This is a genomic window from Pseudomonas migulae NBRC 103157, from assembly GCF_002091715.1.
GTDB classification, from domain to species: Bacteria; Pseudomonadota; Gammaproteobacteria; order Pseudomonadales; family Pseudomonadaceae; genus Aquipseudomonas; species Aquipseudomonas migulae_A.
Map to the genome: position 1 here is coordinate 93,379 of NZ_BDAG01000022.1, position 14,633 is coordinate 108,011.

At 56.4% G+C, this 14,633-nt stretch carries 16 protein-coding genes and 2 pseudogenes; 8 read left to right on the top strand and 10 right to left on the bottom strand.

All coding sequences use genetic code 11. The features are described 5' to 3' along the window. Window positions 1–317: 317 nt before the first annotated feature. On the bottom strand, window positions 318–1,172 hold the full coding sequence (locus PMI01S_RS17530) for a LysR family transcriptional regulator (RefSeq protein ID WP_084321231.1): 855 nt from the start codon (window positions 1,170–1,172) through the stop codon (window positions 318–320). A gap of 96 nt (window positions 1,173–1,268) precedes the next feature. Between PMI01S_RS17530 and PMI01S_RS17535 the strand changes: the two genes are divergently transcribed. Then, the gene (locus PMI01S_RS17535) at window positions 1,269–1,910 is read left to right on the top strand and encodes an FMN-dependent NADH-azoreductase (RefSeq protein ID WP_084321232.1); all 642 of its coding nucleotides are present in this window, start codon (window positions 1,269–1,271) and stop codon (window positions 1,908–1,910) included. A 154-nt stretch (window positions 1,911–2,064) separates the two neighbouring features. On the opposite strand, the gene PMI01S_RS17540 is transcribed toward PMI01S_RS17535, so the two are convergent. Together PMI01S_RS17540 and PMI01S_RS17545 are read right to left on the bottom strand one after the other, a co-directional pair. After that, on the bottom strand, window positions 2,065–2,394 hold the full coding sequence (locus PMI01S_RS17540) for a hypothetical protein (RefSeq protein WP_084321233.1): 330 nt from the start codon (window positions 2,392–2,394) through the stop codon (window positions 2,065–2,067). A 44-nt stretch (window positions 2,395–2,438) separates the two neighbouring features. Then, window positions 2,439–3,005: a DJ-1/PfpI family protein gene (locus PMI01S_RS17545; RefSeq protein ID WP_084321234.1), complete on the bottom strand. Its 567-nt coding sequence runs from the start codon at window positions 3,003–3,005 to the stop codon at window positions 2,439–2,441. A gap of 249 nt (window positions 3,006–3,254) precedes the next feature. Here PMI01S_RS17545 and PMI01S_RS17550 point away from each other — a divergent pair, with 249 nt between their 5' ends. Together PMI01S_RS17550 and PMI01S_RS17565 are read left to right on the top strand one after the other, a co-directional pair. Continuing rightward, complete coding sequence (locus tag PMI01S_RS17550) at window positions 3,255–4,064, top strand: NYN domain-containing protein (protein WP_084321235.1); 810 nt, start codon at window positions 3,255–3,257, stop codon at window positions 4,062–4,064. Window positions 4,065–5,308: 1,244 nt separating this feature from the next. Next, window positions 5,309–5,986: pseudogene (locus tag PMI01S_RS17565) on the top strand (class I SAM-dependent methyltransferase). A 16-nt stretch (window positions 5,987–6,002) separates the two neighbouring features. Here PMI01S_RS17565 and PMI01S_RS17570 read toward each other — a convergent pair. After that, window positions 6,003–6,653 (bottom strand): TetR/AcrR family transcriptional regulator, encoded by a 651-nt coding sequence (locus PMI01S_RS17570; RefSeq protein ID WP_084321237.1) that lies wholly within the window; start codon window positions 6,651–6,653, stop codon window positions 6,003–6,005. Between the two features lie 127 nt (window positions 6,654–6,780). On the opposite strand from PMI01S_RS17570, the gene PMI01S_RS17575 reads away from it, so the two are divergent. Continuing rightward, on the top strand, window positions 6,781–7,206 hold the full coding sequence (locus PMI01S_RS17575; RefSeq protein WP_084321238.1) for a hypothetical protein: 426 nt from the start codon (window positions 6,781–6,783) through the stop codon (window positions 7,204–7,206). Window positions 7,207–7,400: 194 nt separating this feature from the next. Here the strand turns inward: PMI01S_RS17575 and PMI01S_RS17580 are convergent, their stop codons facing one another. Next, window positions 7,401–7,880 (bottom strand): VOC family protein, encoded by a 480-nt coding sequence (locus tag PMI01S_RS17580; RefSeq protein WP_084321239.1) that lies wholly within the window; start codon window positions 7,878–7,880, stop codon window positions 7,401–7,403. 78 nt (window positions 7,881–7,958) lie between these two features. Continuing rightward, the gene (locus PMI01S_RS17585) at window positions 7,959–8,573 is read right to left on the bottom strand and encodes a dihydrofolate reductase family protein (protein WP_084321240.1); all 615 of its coding nucleotides are present in this window, start codon (window positions 8,571–8,573) and stop codon (window positions 7,959–7,961) included. A 217-nt stretch (window positions 8,574–8,790) separates the two neighbouring features. Between PMI01S_RS17585 and PMI01S_RS17590 the strand changes: the two genes are divergently transcribed. After that, the gene (locus tag PMI01S_RS17590; RefSeq protein WP_084321241.1) at window positions 8,791–9,639 is read left to right on the top strand and encodes a hypothetical protein; all 849 of its coding nucleotides are present in this window, start codon (window positions 8,791–8,793) and stop codon (window positions 9,637–9,639) included. Between the two features lie 73 nt (window positions 9,640–9,712). On the opposite strand, the gene PMI01S_RS17595 is transcribed toward PMI01S_RS17590, so the two are convergent. Beyond that, window positions 9,713–10,105: a GFA family protein gene (locus tag PMI01S_RS17595; RefSeq protein WP_084321242.1), complete on the bottom strand. Its 393-nt coding sequence runs from the start codon at window positions 10,103–10,105 to the stop codon at window positions 9,713–9,715. Between the two features lie 131 nt (window positions 10,106–10,236). Here PMI01S_RS17595 and PMI01S_RS17600 point away from each other — a divergent pair, with 131 nt between their 5' ends. Both PMI01S_RS17600 and PMI01S_RS17605 read left to right on the top strand, forming a co-directional pair. Next, the gene (locus tag PMI01S_RS17600; protein ID WP_084321256.1) at window positions 10,237–10,641 is read left to right on the top strand and encodes an antitoxin Xre-like helix-turn-helix domain-containing protein; all 405 of its coding nucleotides are present in this window, start codon (window positions 10,237–10,239) and stop codon (window positions 10,639–10,641) included. Next, window positions 10,635–11,327, top strand: a complete 693-nt coding sequence (locus PMI01S_RS17605) for an RES family NAD+ phosphorylase (RefSeq protein WP_084321243.1) — start codon at window positions 10,635–10,637, stop codon at window positions 11,325–11,327. The genes PMI01S_RS17600 and PMI01S_RS17605 overlap by 7 nt, the downstream gene beginning before the upstream one ends. Window positions 11,328–11,391: 64 nt before the next feature. On the opposite strand, the gene PMI01S_RS17610 is transcribed toward PMI01S_RS17605, so the two are convergent. From PMI01S_RS17610 to PMI01S_RS17620, 3 genes are read right to left on the bottom strand one after another with little or no spacing between them, the layout of a single operon-like run. Next, window positions 11,392–12,048 (bottom strand): DUF2931 family protein, encoded by a 657-nt coding sequence (locus PMI01S_RS17610; RefSeq protein WP_084321244.1) that lies wholly within the window; start codon window positions 12,046–12,048, stop codon window positions 11,392–11,394. 28 nt (window positions 12,049–12,076) lie between these two features. Next, window positions 12,077–12,733 carry a DUF2931 family protein gene (locus tag PMI01S_RS17615; protein ID WP_084321245.1) on the bottom strand — a complete coding sequence of 219 codons (657 nt, stop codon included), beginning with the start codon at window positions 12,731–12,733 and terminating at the stop codon, window positions 12,077–12,079. Continuing rightward, the gene (locus PMI01S_RS17620) at window positions 12,733–14,283 is read right to left on the bottom strand and encodes a phospholipase effector Tle1 domain-containing protein (RefSeq protein ID WP_084321246.1); all 1,551 of its coding nucleotides are present in this window, start codon (window positions 14,281–14,283) and stop codon (window positions 12,733–12,735) included. Before PMI01S_RS17620 ends, PMI01S_RS17615 begins: the two co-directional genes overlap by 1 nt. A 218-nt stretch (window positions 14,284–14,501) precedes the next feature. Here PMI01S_RS17620 and PMI01S_RS32040 point away from each other — a divergent pair. After that, window positions 14,502–14,633: pseudogene (locus PMI01S_RS32040) on the top strand (phage infection protein); the annotation flags it as partial.

The window sequence follows — 14,633 nt, forward strand, 5'->3', positions numbered from 1 at the left end:
TTTATTGAAAGCCGTAATGTTTCCATTCATTCCAGCAGTCCTCGGCAATTAAATCCCGGTAACCACGCTCATTCTCCCTATCCGGGGCGACGTCGAGTGGAACTGCAACATTCGTCACCGGGTCACCGCCCCTGAGTACTTCAGCTTCTTGAACCTTCGTTCGTCTCGGCGCTTTGCAGTGCCACCGAAAGTGTCGGAATGAACACAACACAAAGTTAACCCGTCATCCGTCGTTAACCTCAGCAAACGGAAAGATCAAAAAGATCATGCTGGTTCTATCGACAAGGATCATTCAACCCTGGCCTTTGAAATGACTGTCAGGCCCTGCGCGCGGAGCAATACTCCACAATGAGCTGAGTAACCGCTGCCACAATCGCCTGATCCGCTTCAGGTGAGGTAAACAACCGAAACTGCGCATCAGGCAACTCCGGCAACCCTTGTTCCGCCCCAAGCACGGCCAGTCCTTGCCTCAACTGACTGAGTGGCATGGGCGCTACCGCGAAACCTGCAAGCGCCGCCGCCTGCAATCCGGCCGTGCTGCTGCACAACATCGCCGTGCGTTGGGCGATCCCTGCCTGTGCCAGTCTCTTCAACGCTACCTCGCGATAAGGGCACGGCTCGGGGAACAGGGCCAGCGGCAACGGCGTCGGTAACGGGGTGACGGGTTGCGCCGACCAGGCCCACACCAGCGGTTCTTGCCATAGCAGCAGCCCGGCTTCGCTGGTTTCGCACAAAGAACCAATGACCAACTCCAGATGCCCTTGCTTCATCAGCGCCAGCAACGTTCCCGGAATGCTCACTTGCACGTCGATCTCCATCCCCGGGTACTGCGCTGCAAAATCCTGAAAAGTGCGCAGTAGTCGAGACTCGACGAAATCCTCGGACACCCCGATCCGCAGCCGCCCGTGAAACGGCGTACGCGTCAGTTCTGCCCAGGCGTCACGGTTCAGCACAAGGATCGTGCGCGCATAGGAGAGTAAGCGCTCGCCATCGGGAGTCAGTTGCTGGGAACGCGTGGTACGCGTCAACAGGGGTTTACCAATCTGTTCTTCCAGTCGCCGCACATGGCCACTGACCGCAGACTGAGTAAGGTGCAGCTTTTGGGCTGCACGGCTGAAGCCTTCTTCATCGACCACAGCGACAAATGTTTTGAGTAGCAGCGTATCGAACATAGTTTTATACGTGATCAATCAAGTATTAATTTACGATTTATATTTCAAATACAACTATGTTGCAATGCCTCCCTCCCCCACCACTCGAGGCGCGCCATGACCACTCTTCTCCATATCGAATGCTCTCCACGCAAGCAGCGTTCGGCTTCCCTTGAAGTCGCTCGCAGCTTCATTGCGCGTTATCGGGAAAACACCCCGGACACCGAAATCATCACGCTCGACCTCTGGAACATGGCGTTGCCGGAGTTCGACGATCTGGCCATGGAGGCCAAATACGCAGGACTCAATGGCACCGCCTTGACCCCGGAGCAACAGGAGGTCTGGAGCACCTTGAAAGACCTGGCTGCGCACCTGCACCGTGCGGATGTACTGGTGATGTCCGTACCGCTCTGGAATTTCAGCATCCCCTACAAACTCAAGCACTTCATCGACCTGGTATCGCAGAAAGACATCCTGTTCAGCTTTGATCCGGAACGCGGCCTGGAAGGCATGCTGCACAACAAAACCGCCGTCGTGACGTACGCCCGCGGCCTGGATTTTTCGGCACAGTCGATCACACCGGCGGAGCGCTTCGATTTCCAGAAGCCCTACGTGGAAGCCTGGCTGAAATTCATCGGCGTGACCGATGTGCATTCGGTGATTGTGGAGAAGACCATTCTGGGGGAGGACGTAGATCATGGTGCGCGTGAGGCTGCGACTCAGCAGGCCAGGAGAGTGGCGGATGATATTTGTCGCTGACGGGAAGTTACGAGGTGCGGGTTCCGATCGAGCATGATCACCAGAGGCAGTTTTCGGCCAGAAGCTGCCATTGCGCGCCAGGATTCAGGCATAGGATGATCCAGCACGCCTACACAGCAAACCCCTCAAAACATGTCGGCTTGGACAGCGTGGATCAACTTAAATACCCTATCGCTCCCAGAGCCTCAATCAAACGCAACAATGTTGGTTTTTCGGCTGGTTTTTCGCCGATGCAACACTCGTCCGGGTCGCTGAGAGAGCACCAAACCGACACCGGGTCACCTACCTTAAGCCCGTATGAGGCTTTACGCAGAGTTGCAGTTGACCAAGCGTCAATGGTTTCGTTGAGAGACTTGTGAAACCGCTTCCCGTTGGCGCTATAACTGAAACTCATGAGCTGCGCTCCGATCCACGGCCCCTCACTCCCTACAAAGGTTACGTAGCCTTGTACCACTTGCCCCACAGGTACATCGCCAGCGCTCATCAATTATCTCCTGATAATCTGCCCGACATGCCGGGACGACGCGATCACCCATGTTCCGCTGCCAACATTGACCTGAACTGAGAAATGCTCTCTGAAGATAGCCCGGCACCTTCAAATACTGCGCAGGTGAAGCTGACAGGGGCGGTGCCTGGAGCAGTAATGATGCGGTCTGCCATCACCGCTATTGAGCTGCTTCGGTAAAGCGTGCAGCCTTCATAACTGACGGCATTCTGTAAGAAGTCAGCGCTGTTCGAGGTATGAGGAACCGTGTCTAGAAGACCGGCCCTCGCAAGTGCCAGCGTTCCTCCACAGATACCGGCAATGGTTGCCCCACTTGAACGACTGGCATGAAGAAAGTCTCGAATATCCGGTGCTTCTGCACTTTCCCAGACCATTCCTCCAATGACGACGACAACGTCCGGTTTCCAGTCCAGACATTGTTGCAAGCTGCTATCGACCGTTACAGCCAATCCACCCTGCGAACGAAACTGCCCCGTAGTAGGAGCGAAAAACCTGACGTCGATCCCGTAAAACGGGGACGCCGTACCAGCAATGAAAGCATATTCCCAGTCCGCAAAACCGGGTGTCAGTATCAAACCCACGCGTGCCATCAGTCAGAATCCTCCATGAATGCCCGTAACATATGACGACAACAAACAGACATCAAGGGCTGCTCCCCCCAAAGCTGCCTATGGCCATCGGCTGCTATCGGTCGATTGAATTGGCTAATCGGTTCCGCTTTGCACATCACCGCAAACCCGGAGCCGTTGGCAAAACACGCTCTCTGGCACGAAGCGGAGCCCCCTTTGTTCATCCATGATTTAACGGTATGTTGAAGTCCTCAACTCAAGGACGACCCCATGGCTATCCACCCACCCACCCCTACGCAAAAACACTTGGCAGTGTTAATTGACGCCGACAATGCACCCGCAGCAATTGTCGAAGGTTTATTCGAGGAAATCGCCAAGTACGGTGTCGCCAACGTCAAGCGGATCTATGGCGACTGGACCGGCCCTCAGTTGGGTGGATGGAAAAAGGTGCTACTCGACCATTCAATTCAGCCTATCCAACAGTTCGCTTACACCAAAGGTAAGAACGCAACAGACAGTGCCTTGATCATCGACGCAATGGACCTGCTGTACACCCGACGCTTCGACGGTTTCTGCCTGGTTTCGAGCGACAGTGACTTCACCCGCCTCGCTTCGCGGTTGCGAGAGGAAGGTTTGACGGTCTACGGGTTTGGTGAAGAAAAAACCCCGAGACCGTTTGTGTCGGCCTGCGACAAGTTCATCTATACCGAATTGCTGCGCGGCGAAGTGCTTGTTGCAGCAAGCAATGGACATGATCGACCCGAATCCGAGCCACCCGCCGAAATTGAGGCCGTCAAAGTCGCTAGTACGCCCGAGGTAAAAAAGCTACCTAAGGCGCCAGTTAGCTTCATCGCAAAGATCTTGGATGACATTGCCGACGAGGACGGCTGGGCTCACTTGGGTGCGCTGGGCACCAACATCAGCAAATTGAGACCTGAGTTCGACCCTCGCACCCATGGTTATAAAAAGCTCAGCGAGTTGATCAAGGGGTATCCGGATACGTTTGAACTGCAAACTAGAGGAACGTCGGGAGTGGGCGGTTCAATACTCTATGCTCGGCACCGACAGCGGAGCTCATAGCACCCATCACCAACGACCGCGCTTGGCCGTTTTCTGCCTGTCACGACCAGTAGCAATCGCCCCTTTACGGTCGTTCACTGCTGGCAGCTACCTGCCACGTTCCATGAGCGACTGGCTCCAGTTGCACGAACTCCAGAGTGGCCGGGGCGAGCAAGCCCAACAGCGACCAGATATAAGGATGCAATCGCACTGACGACAGGGTTGGAAGGCATTACTCACCACGTGTAGGGAGAGTCCATATGCGATTTGTTAGCCGCTTTAGATACCCCCGAAACCGAAAAGCCAGAAAAGTAAAACCCTGCCTCTATGCCCCTGATACTCCGATTCAGTATCAAGCTGTTTTCGACAATAAAACAAACTGATAATGGCTGGGATAAACAACAAGGTGAACAACCATTGAAACGCATCTGTTGATTTCAAGGTGATCGCCACAAGTAAACTAATTAGAGTCATGCCAATAATGAATAAGTTGTATCTAATATGTCGACGCTTCATTGAAGCAAAGCTTTCCCAATCATAAATCAGCCAGTCGTGGGAAAAATCGTCGCATTTAGGACACCTAAGGCTTGGCGGAAGCTTGTCTGCAATATAACCGCAGCTAGGGCATCGAACTTTCATGGCGCTATCCTGACACTCTCTCATTAGTTGACATGCCATGTCGTGGTAAGCACGGGATCTATCGAGGGATAACGCGATAGGGATGACGGCAAGCCCGACTACGATAAAGAGGGTAGCAGGACACAATCTATTTGCCCGTAGTCCGTCCACCGACTGCTTTTGATAGCCGTCGCTCGCGAAAGGGGCATAACGGTCCTAGGACCACCATAAAATTTCCTACACAAACCTCGGAACGCCTCGCCTTGTCCGCCGTTCCGATGCAGCTTATGGTCCGCCCCGTCGCCTAAAATGGCGATTCGGGTTTGGCCACCAGACTACCGAATTCGCACGGTTACGCAGGTGCTGAAAAACATTGCCTTTCGTGCTGAACTCGGTTGCGACACGGCAGTGCTGAAGGGCTTTTCACCGTTGTTAGCCACTCCCTTGCGCGACGGCTGTGACTTGATGGAGGTGATCGGCCGGCGTGTGCGGGCGCAGACGAAGGCATGAATGAAACCGGGCGCTGAAGGTGCCCGTTTTTTCAACTATAAAAGGAGCCGACATCTTTATTCTGCGGTGTCCGGGCGGACATTCGCCCCTCAACATTTGTCCTATCCTTCATCCAACCCACAACGCCGGTCGCCGCCATGTCCGCCCCTGAATCCACCCTCCTCCAAAGCTGGCACCTTAACGCCCGGTCCTGGATCGAAGCCATCCGCGCCGGCACCATAGAAAGCCGCCACACGGTCACAGACCAGGCGATCCTGCTGGCAGTGCTGGGCCGTCAGCCCGAGCGCGTGCTCGACTTGGGCTGAGGTGAGGGCTGGCTGTTGCGGGCGTTGACGGAACGCTCCATCGAGGCGGTCGGCGTGGATGGCGATGCGACGCTGGTCGAAGCGGCCCGGGCAGCGGGAACTTCAGCGGTGCATTTGGCAAGTTACGAAGCGTTGGTGGAGGCGAAAGTCGCTATCGGTCGTGACTACAACCTGATCTGCGCCAACTTCGCCTTGCTGCACCAAGACATCATCCCTCTGCTCGCCGCCATGAACACCCTGCTCGTCCCTGACGGTGCGCTGGTGATCCAGACTTTGCACCCGTGGACCGCCGCGGCGGGTGATTATCAGGATGGCTGGCGCACAGAGACCTTTGCCGGGTTCAAGGGACAGTGGCAACCCATGCCGTGGTATTTCCGCACCTTGTCCAGCTGGCTCAACGCCTTGGACATGGCCGGTTTTCAGCTGGCCGGCCTGCAAGAGCCGCAGCACCCACAGAGTCCTGTGCCGCAGTCGTTGCTCTTGATCGCCGAACCTGTGCGCCGAGAGTAAGCGATGGCGCCCGGCCTCACTTTCGCTTCTGCCGCGCCTGTTCCTCCTCCGCCAAGGCCTGACGAACCAGCGCCTTCGCCGCCCAGGCCGCGGTGTCGAGTGACTCTTCAACGCTCGCGCCACTGATGTCGCGCACGGCGATCAACGCTTCGGTGCCGATAACGATCGACAGCGCCTGCTTCAGGCGTTTGCGCGCCCTGGGGGTGAGCACGCCCTTCAGCGAGTCGACGATCGGCTCGATGTAGCTCATGCGCCGACCTGGCCGCAGAGGCTCGTGAGTCTCACTGTCCAGCCACACCGACATGAACGAACGTTCCATCACGTGCAGGCCGATCTCGTCGTCGATCAAGAGTGTGTTCAACGCGTTCGCGGCCAGGCCAATGCCCTTTACCGGATCGTCTCCCGGCTGCCAGAAGCTGTCCAGCGGCTTCATTTCGCGATCGGCCGCCATCTCACTGATCAACGCCTCGGTCGAGGGAAAGTAGCGATACGCCGTGGCGCGCGAGACCATTGCGCGCTCGGCCACTTGCGCAACCGTTGGGTGATGACCCTCGTCGCGCAAAGCGATGGCGGCATCGATCAACGCCTGGCGCGTTCGCAGTTTCTGGTTGGCGCGGCCTTGGGGATCGCCGTCGGGGTTCGACGGGCTTGACTTGGGGATCGACATGGAATATATGAGACTCTGTCTTTTCATGAGACTTAGTCTCATAATAGACACACGGCAACCAATCTACAAGGGTCGCCCATTATGTTTCAGCAACTGAGCGCGCCTCTGGGCGCATGAGGTGAATGCCATGAATCACAACCCCCGTTCGCGGACCTGGTTTCGGCTCGCTGCCCTCTACTTCGCCATTGGCGTGGCGCTGGGTGTGACGATGGGCGCTTCCGGCGACCACTCGCTGTTCGCGGTACATGCCCATGTCAATCTGTTGGGATGGGTGTCGATGGCCCTGTTCGGAATCATCGGCACTGCGCACCCGTCAATCACCGAAGGACGCGTTGCGGCAGTCCAGTTCTGGATGTACAACGTGGGCGTCCCGGTGATGCTCGGCGCACTGACGCTGCGCCTCAAGGGCTTCGCTTCAGTCGAGCCCTTGATTGCAGTCGCATCCGTTCTCGTTGGCTGCAGTGTGCTGCTGTTTGCGTGGTTGGTGTTCTCGCGCATCAGCACCACGACTGAACGCTTGAGCAGCGCGGCACGGGAATCGCGCCTGTCATAACACGCCCCCTGTAGGAGCCGGCTTGCTGGCGATGGCGGTGGGTCAGGCGATTGATTTATTGGCTGGCAGTCCGCCATCGCCAGCAAGCCGGCTCCCACAGTTATACGGCGGTCGACAGGCAATAAGGACGATATTGGTTGGGTGCGCTCGACAAGACTCACGAGGCACCCAACATGTCCAAGCCCCCCAGCGGGCTAATGCCCAACCGCCGCTTCAATCGCCGCAACATCGATCTTCCCCATCGTCATCATCGCGTCGAACGCGCGCTTGGCCGCCGCTCGATCTGGATTGTTGATCGCCGCCGTCAGCACACGAGGGGTGATCTGCCACGACAGCCCCCATTTGTCCTGGCACCAGCCGCAGACATTTTCCTGGCCACCGTTTCCGACAATCGCATTCCACAAACGGTCCGTTTCGGCCTGGTCGTCGGTCGCCACCTGGAACGAGAAAGCCTCGTTGTGCTTGACCCCTGGCCCGCCGTTCAGCCCCAGACACGGGATGCCCATCACCGTGAATTCGACGGTCAGGACATCGCCCTGTTTGCCCGCCGGATAGTCGCCGGGCGCGCGGAGGACATTGCCCACCGCGCTGTCCGGGAACGTCTTGGCGTAGAACGTCGCGGCGTCCAGTGCGTCGCCGTCGTACCAGAGACAAATCGTGTTTTTGCCGGTCATTTCGGTTCTCCAACAATGGGCTGACGTTTCATTCTAGCCAAGCAGTCAATCAGGTCAGTGGCGCAATACTGACGCTCGCTACTCAGCGTCTTCGAACGTTCCTGTTCGCACATCGCCGCTGCGCACATAGCGGGTGATCAGCACACCGCCCGGCGTGGTGGTCGAGTTCGCCAACGTGAAGGCGGACGCCAGTGCGATGTCGTCGAACAGGCGCTTGCCGCGCCCCAGCACGACGGGGAAAATCATCAGCCGAAGTTCGTCCACCACCCCTGCTGCCAGCAGTTGGCGGACCAGATCACCGCTGCCCTGCGTCAGCAGCCGGGCGCCGTCCTGCTGCTTGAGCGCGCGTATCGCGTCGACAATGTTTCCCTTCAGCGCATGACTGTTGTGCCACTCAAGCGTATCGGCTCGATGCGTGGCCACGTGCTTGGGCACTTGGTTGAACGGGTCTGCAATCGGGTGGTTATGGATGCGCGGCCAATACGCCGCGAAGATGTCGTAGGTGCGACGCCCCAGCAGCAATTCGAACGGCGGCGAGAACAGATCCGTTATAGCCTGGCCGGTGGCTTCGTCGGCGTAGGGAACGATCCAGCCACCGAAGCGGAATTCGCCGCTGCGATCCTCTTCGGGCCCGCCGGGCGCTTGCATGACGCCATCCAGGCTGATGAAAGCGGCAACGGTGAGTGTGCGCATGGTCTTCTCCCGGTTCGTCTTCGAGAACGTTCTTGTGCAGGGAACGCCGAAGATCACCGCGATCATCCGACTCACTCCCTGCCCCATAATCGAACGAGACACTGCGAAATCGACAGTGCGATGTACATGTAAATGCCAGGTTCACAATTTTGGCGTACCTTGTCCGACATTGAACGTTTCAACGCGGCCAACTGGCTGCCCTCGTCAAGGAAGAACAATGATCATTGCTTCAACTTCAACGAATGCGGCGATGTCTGCCTACACGTCTGCCGTCGATGCAAAGGCTGCCGCCGATGCGCAAAAACGCGTCACGCAAGATGATCAGGCCAAGCCGCAGAATGATGATTCGGTGAGCCTGTCCAGCACCTCTACCGATTACAGCAACTCGATCGCGGGTAATGCGCCATTCTTCCCGGTACGTTCGGGGATGAACGCCGACGCACTCGTTCTGGGCGCTTCCAAGCCTGGCGCGGTCTCGAGTTCCAAGGACAAGACCTTTGCCGAAGTGGCCTCCGATGCCCGCAAGCGCATGGACGAAAAATACGCACTGATGACCGCCAGCGGCAAACCGTACACCGGCAGCGATGAAGACCGTAATGCGTTGATGGGCGATCTGGACCGACGTTCGCTGAACGCCGTCGCCACCAATCAGGGCGGGAAGTTCACCACTCAGGAACAAGCCTCGGCGCAAGCCTTGATGCGCCAGCAAGCCCGGCTCGCCACCGGTTATTACAGCGGCCCGGCTGACCAGCAAAAAAACTGGAAAGACCCGTTTATCAATGACCCTTTCGGTCGAGCCACGGCGGCGCTGGCTTTTATGGACAACATGAGCCCTGAAGAAAAAGCCACGCCTGAATGGCTGTCCCAGCACTTGTCACTGGAAGCGGCATTGAATCAGAGCGGTGGCACGGACCCCGCCGAGAAAAAGACCGGCCACTTTCACAACCTGGCTGAAATCCTCGCGGGTGTCGTGACGGACGGCTCCGACAGCGAACAATCCAGCGCAGCCAGGAACGCAGATCCGAGCGTCGAGATTCTGAAGAAACTTCAATCGCTGACATCGTGACGCCGATCGGACGCCGATTTGCTGGCGTAGCGATCCTGACATTGGCGTGATGCCCTCACGCCTTTCGTGCGCCCTACTCCTCCAATCGCCCCGCACCTTCACGGTCGCGCTCGTACCGCCTCGTGAGCGGAAACGGCGGCAACCAGGACTCGCGACGGATGATCCAGCTTTCGTAGGTTGGCGTCAGTTGATCAGGAGCATCCAGTGATCCCAGGCTCACTTCGATTTCGTCGTCAGTGCGGGCAAAAACCGAAGAGCCGCAGCGCGGACAGAAAAACCGCCCGGCGTAGTCACGCGTTTCGCCAGTAATCGTTACCGCCTCCTCGGGGAATATCGCGCAAGCGTGAAACAGCGCGCCATGATGCTTGCGGCAGTCGAGACAGTGGCACAGGCCGACCCGATAAGGACGTCCCGACGCTTCGATTCGGACGTTGCCGCACAGGCAGCCACCGGTAAATCGGTCCATGCTGCGCCTCCTTTCATTTATGCGGTCGGAAGGTTAATAACGATAGCAGCCCCCACTGGTCGCCACGAACTTGCTCTCTAGACGCTTTTTACCTAACTTTGAATCCATGGATTAAAAAAGAGGTAATGAACATGGCCGTTGCCCTCCAGCAACAAGCCTTTAGCAAGAGCCAGTGTGTAATGGGCCTGCGTGCTGCTGTCGGCATCCTCGAGAAGTGGAAGGCGTCCAGCGATCAGGCCTGCCGTATCCTGCGCATTTCCCGCAGCACCTACACCCGCGCCCGCCAACGCGATCCCGACTGGGCCGTGGCGCTGGATGCGGATCAGATGCAGCGCATCAGCTTTGTGCTCAACATCCACGCCGCCTTGCGCCTGGTGTTCGATAATCCGGAGAACGTCTACGGCTTCCCGTCGATGGCCAACGATAACGAATTCTTCAACGGCCGCTCGCCGCTCGAGATCATGGCTCAGGGCGACATGATTTCGTTGTATGAAACCTTCCGCCGCATCGACGTGCTGCGTGGTGCGCAATGGTGAGGCTGGACGAACTGGCAGAACTTGCCGGTGAGCCATTGCAAGCCTATCGACTGGTCAACTCCAAGTTCCCACCGGTGGCTTTGTTTGATGACGTCGCCGACGCGGACGAGTTCGAGGTGCTGTATCAGATACAGGAACTCACCAACCCCAGGTTGAAAAATGAAGTGGGTCGCCTTGAGCTGATTCGCCGCAGTGAAATCCCGTTCGGTATTCCGGGCTGCTCTTACGCGACAGCGCCGTTCACCCACGTCAACCCGGCGGGTTCGCGGTTCAGCGATGGCCGTTTTGGCGTGCTGTATCTGGCGGACACCATGGAAACGGCGTTGGCCGAAGTGAAACATCACCAGAGTCTGTATTGGTCGAACGTGCCGAGCCTGAACTATGAGCGGTTTGTTTTCCGGGGGTTGTCCTGCTCTTTTGTGGATGCAGGCATGAAAGATGCGACGTCCATTGCGATGACCGATCCTGTTTATGATCCGCACGATTACTCCCATTCCCGGCGTTTGGGAAAGTTGGTCAAAGACGCAGGTTGTCCCGGGCTTCGTTATAACTCGGTGCGAATGCACGGCAGTCATTGCTGGGCGCTGATGACGCCGAAACCGGTTTTATCGGTCATTCAGGCGGCGCATTACGAGATGATCTGGAATGGGCAGGTGACGAGTGTCAGTCAGATCAGTGAGGCTTGATTGCATCATGCCGGAATGAAAACGGGCGCCTTGATAGGCGCCCGTTTTTTTTGTGCGGTGATGTTTACCAGCTACCGTAGGGGATGCCGTATTTCTCGATGTAGCGTTTGGACGCTTCGGACAACGGGTAATAGTGACCGCCTGATTTTCCAAGGTGCGGCCCCAAGGGTTCTATCTCTGCCTGGGCACGAGCAACCTTGACTGACTTCAAGCATTTATCAGTCACCCAAACCTGTACGATGCCGCCAGGGGCAAGTCCGAGGTAAACCATGGTTATGAAGTTGGCAGGCTCGTTGGGCGTTGCCGGACAGCGCTCATTTACCGAGGAGTGCATGATCTGCCGTGCTTCTTCGGGTATATCGATCCACGCACGATAGGTCTTCGACTCGACAACCGACTGCCATCGAACAAAGATACGTTTCGGTAGATCTGCACCGACTACGCCACGAATGCCACTGCTGATATTTTTACTCCATCCACGAGCAGCTTCGGTGGTGTCTTCGGAGTCGTGACTACCCGCCGTACCTCCACCGGTACGACGAAATAGCTTGTCGTTAATATCTTCAACAGCAGAGTCTTCCACCCATACCTTCATGTAAGCCGGCTCAACGAAGCTGAGGCTCCACCATTGGTCTTTAGGGTCGCTTTTGCCGGAAAGTGGGTCGGCTGCCTGACAATCGTAGATAAAAAATGCGATCAACAAAATAACTGACATACGCATGAAACTATCCCGATACCAGTTCAGGCCATCACCAACTACCGTAAGGAATGCCGTACTTGGCGACGTAGCTTTTGGACTTCTCGGGTTGCGGATAGTAGTTACCGTTAGATTTTCCAAGGTGCGGCCCCAAAGGTTCGATCTCCGCTTGAGCCCGGGCAACTTTGATCGATTTCATGCAGTTGTCCAATACCCACACCTGCACGATGCCGCCAGGCGCAAGTCCGAGATAAACCTTGGCTCTGTAATTGGCAGTTTCCGCAGGTCGGTTGGGGCAGCGCTCATTCACTGAGGCGTGCAAAATCTGCCGGGCTTCTTCAGGAATTTCGACCCACGCACGATATGTTTGCGGCTCGACTACTGACTGCCAGCGAACATAAATCCGCTTGGGTAAATCCGCACCGACCACGCCACGGGAGCTACTGCTAATTTTTTCACTCCAGCCGCGAGCAAACTCAGCGTCACCTGCGGGCTCATCACTTGCTGCTGTACCGCCGCCGGTACGGCGAAACAGCTTCCCGTTTATGTCCTCAACGGCAGTATCTTCCACCCAGACTTTCATGTAGGTGGGTTCAACAAAACTGAGGCTCCACCATGGATTTTTCGGGTCATTTTTGCCTGATCGTGGTTCTGCTGCCTGGCAACCTGAGACCACCAACGCGACCAGCAAAAAATAGTATGCACGCATCAAAATGTTCTCCACACGGAATCTGCCACGTGAGGATGACGCACTCGCATACCGTCGTCAGTCGGTGCATTGGTATATCGGAGGGTTATGCCCTGTTCACGACTTGCACCGATCGGGTTGTTCCAGTTGGCGGACATGTGCACGTATTTCAACCTCAACAACTGTTCTTCGGCAGGTTCTGGTTTGTACTCACCAGCGAGCACTCTGTCACAAAATGGCTGAAGTTCAGAGGGCACACTGTAAGCCGGATCACTCTCGTCAATAACCTCAAACTGCACGCCTTTCTCCTTGGCCAATTTATGCATCAAGCGCAGGTAAACCACAGCCAATTTCCCACTGACTGATCGTTTTAGTTGTAAACCTGCATACACCCGAAGTTTTTTCGGCCCTGTTTTATCCTGTTCCCAATCAGGCGCCATACTTGGCGTCGGCGTCACAATGTCCAACATTGATTCAGGCCATCCATCAGCCACCATGTTTGCTTTTTGCTTCTGGGTATCCAAGTAGATGGAAGTGGTCTGGATATTCGTACCCTGCGGAACTGTTAGTGCCTGCATTGGGTTAACCAGCACACACTCCTCGACGACTTCGCGGTAGCCACCTCCAAGATCGGAGTGCACACCGGGCAATGATATTTCCCGGTGAGCCGGCACAACTGTACTCAATGCGAAATTCGCACGGCGCTCGTCACGTGCGACAAGCTGGACAACATCGGAAACGAATCGACGATCTAAATAGAGTTTGATCCCAGGAGCGACCGCACTTTGGATATTTCCGAGATTTGTCACGCCGGCCACGGAAGGTACGGTATCGAACAAGCCGACAAAGCCCATGATGACATCGCTGTTGAACTGGTTGCCGAAGCTGGAACTAAATCCCTTAGGGTTGCGGCGGAGCACTTCCCCTAGAGGACCCTGCTTGCAACGCACTATCTCGTTCGCAAAATGCCGGGCCGCTGCGGCACCCCGACTGAAGCCAAACGTATCGAAGGTCAGTGAAGTGATTTCACAACCGGGACTCCTATCAATCAGCTCTTTTATCGAATCGTTCAGGTCGGAAAACGCCTGCTGAACTTTGGCCGCGACACCGGTATCACCACGGCCGGTGGCGGCATTAAGCAATTTGTCTTCTGCGCCTCCGGCCGTACCAATTCCATCAATGTAGAGGCTGCGAAGAGAGAGTCTTACGGAGCCTTCGCCCTCGACATCTTTAGCTGATGGATAGAGATCAAACAGCTTGGAAACATTACTCACATCATTCCCATAACTCCCCTCCGGATCCGCCATATACGGCTTGCAGCTCGCATCGACGTCTTCCGGGCGAATCGGGTGATGGGCGCCACACAGTAATCCTGACGCAGAGTTGCCCGCATTGTTCAGCGTCCCATCGAAGAACACGCCAATGCGCAACGCGACTCGGACTTTCTCCTTCGCAGCCGCCGGTGCCTTGCCGTATTTCTCATACTCGGCCCAGCGCTTGGCGTGGATGTCGACGGGTTTGGCTTCGTCGTAGCGGACGTTTTTCGGGGGGTTGGGGACGTATCCACTCATTCCTTGATCACCTGCTCCTTGGTGCAACGGGCGCTGAGGGTGCCACCGTGGATCCAATCAAGCAACGCGTAGCCAGATGCCATCACTCGGACAACATGGACCTTCATCCATGTATTGCTTTCGTCAATGGTCACCATTAATTCAATGAAGTTCTCTTAAAAATTCCGCGGCGTAACATCGCCTCCATACCAAACAACTACACCCCGGAGCACACACTCATGAAACGCCAACTCTTCCTCAGCATCGCTTTCTCGGTTTTTGCAGTTAACGCTTTTGCCGCTTCTTCTGCTCACCCGGTTGTCGCTGAGGGCGGCTCGGATCGTCTGATTGAAAGCCGTGTGGCTGAGGGC

Coding starts and splice junctions, on each gene's coding strand:
- PMI01S_RS17570 (WP_084321237.1), bottom strand. CDS start 6,653: ATGTCGATCCCCAAGTCAAGCCCGTCGAACCCCGACGGCGATCCCCAA.
- PMI01S_RS17600 (WP_084321256.1), top strand. CDS start 10,237: ATGGCCGTTGCCCTCCAGCAACAAGCCTTTAGCAAGAGCCAGTGTGTA.
- PMI01S_RS17585 (WP_084321240.1), bottom strand. CDS start 8,573: ATGCGCACACTCACCGTTGCCGCTTTCATCAGCCTGGATGGCGTCATG.
- PMI01S_RS17535 (WP_084321232.1), top strand. CDS start 1,269: ATGACCACTCTTCTCCATATCGAATGCTCTCCACGCAAGCAGCGTTCG.
- PMI01S_RS17595 (WP_084321242.1), bottom strand. CDS start 10,105: ATGGACCGATTTACCGGTGGCTGCCTGTGCGGCAACGTCCGAATCGAA.
- PMI01S_RS17575 (WP_084321238.1), top strand. CDS start 6,781: ATGAATCACAACCCCCGTTCGCGGACCTGGTTTCGGCTCGCTGCCCTC.
- PMI01S_RS17530 (WP_084321231.1), bottom strand. CDS start 1,172: ATGTTCGATACGCTGCTACTCAAAACATTTGTCGCTGTGGTCGATGAA.
- PMI01S_RS17615 (WP_084321245.1), bottom strand. CDS start 12,733: ATGCGTGCATACTATTTTTTGCTGGTCGCGTTGGTGGTCTCAGGTTGC.
- PMI01S_RS17545 (WP_084321234.1), bottom strand. CDS start 3,005: ATGGCACGCGTGGGTTTGATACTGACACCCGGTTTTGCGGACTGGGAA.
- PMI01S_RS17540 (WP_084321233.1), bottom strand. CDS start 2,394: ATGAGCGCTGGCGATGTACCTGTGGGGCAAGTGGTACAAGGCTACGTA.
- PMI01S_RS17590 (WP_084321241.1), top strand. CDS start 8,791: ATGATCATTGCTTCAACTTCAACGAATGCGGCGATGTCTGCCTACACG.
- PMI01S_RS17610 (WP_084321244.1), bottom strand. CDS start 12,048: ATGCGTATGTCAGTTATTTTGTTGATCGCATTTTTTATCTACGATTGT.
- PMI01S_RS17550 (WP_084321235.1), top strand. CDS start 3,255: ATGGCTATCCACCCACCCACCCCTACGCAAAAACACTTGGCAGTGTTA.
- PMI01S_RS17580 (WP_084321239.1), bottom strand. CDS start 7,880: ATGACCGGCAAAAACACGATTTGTCTCTGGTACGACGGCGACGCACTG.
- PMI01S_RS17605 (WP_084321243.1), top strand. CDS start 10,635: ATGGTGAGGCTGGACGAACTGGCAGAACTTGCCGGTGAGCCATTGCAA.
- PMI01S_RS17620 (WP_084321246.1), bottom strand. CDS start 14,283: ATGAGTGGATACGTCCCCAACCCCCCGAAAAACGTCCGCTACGACGAA.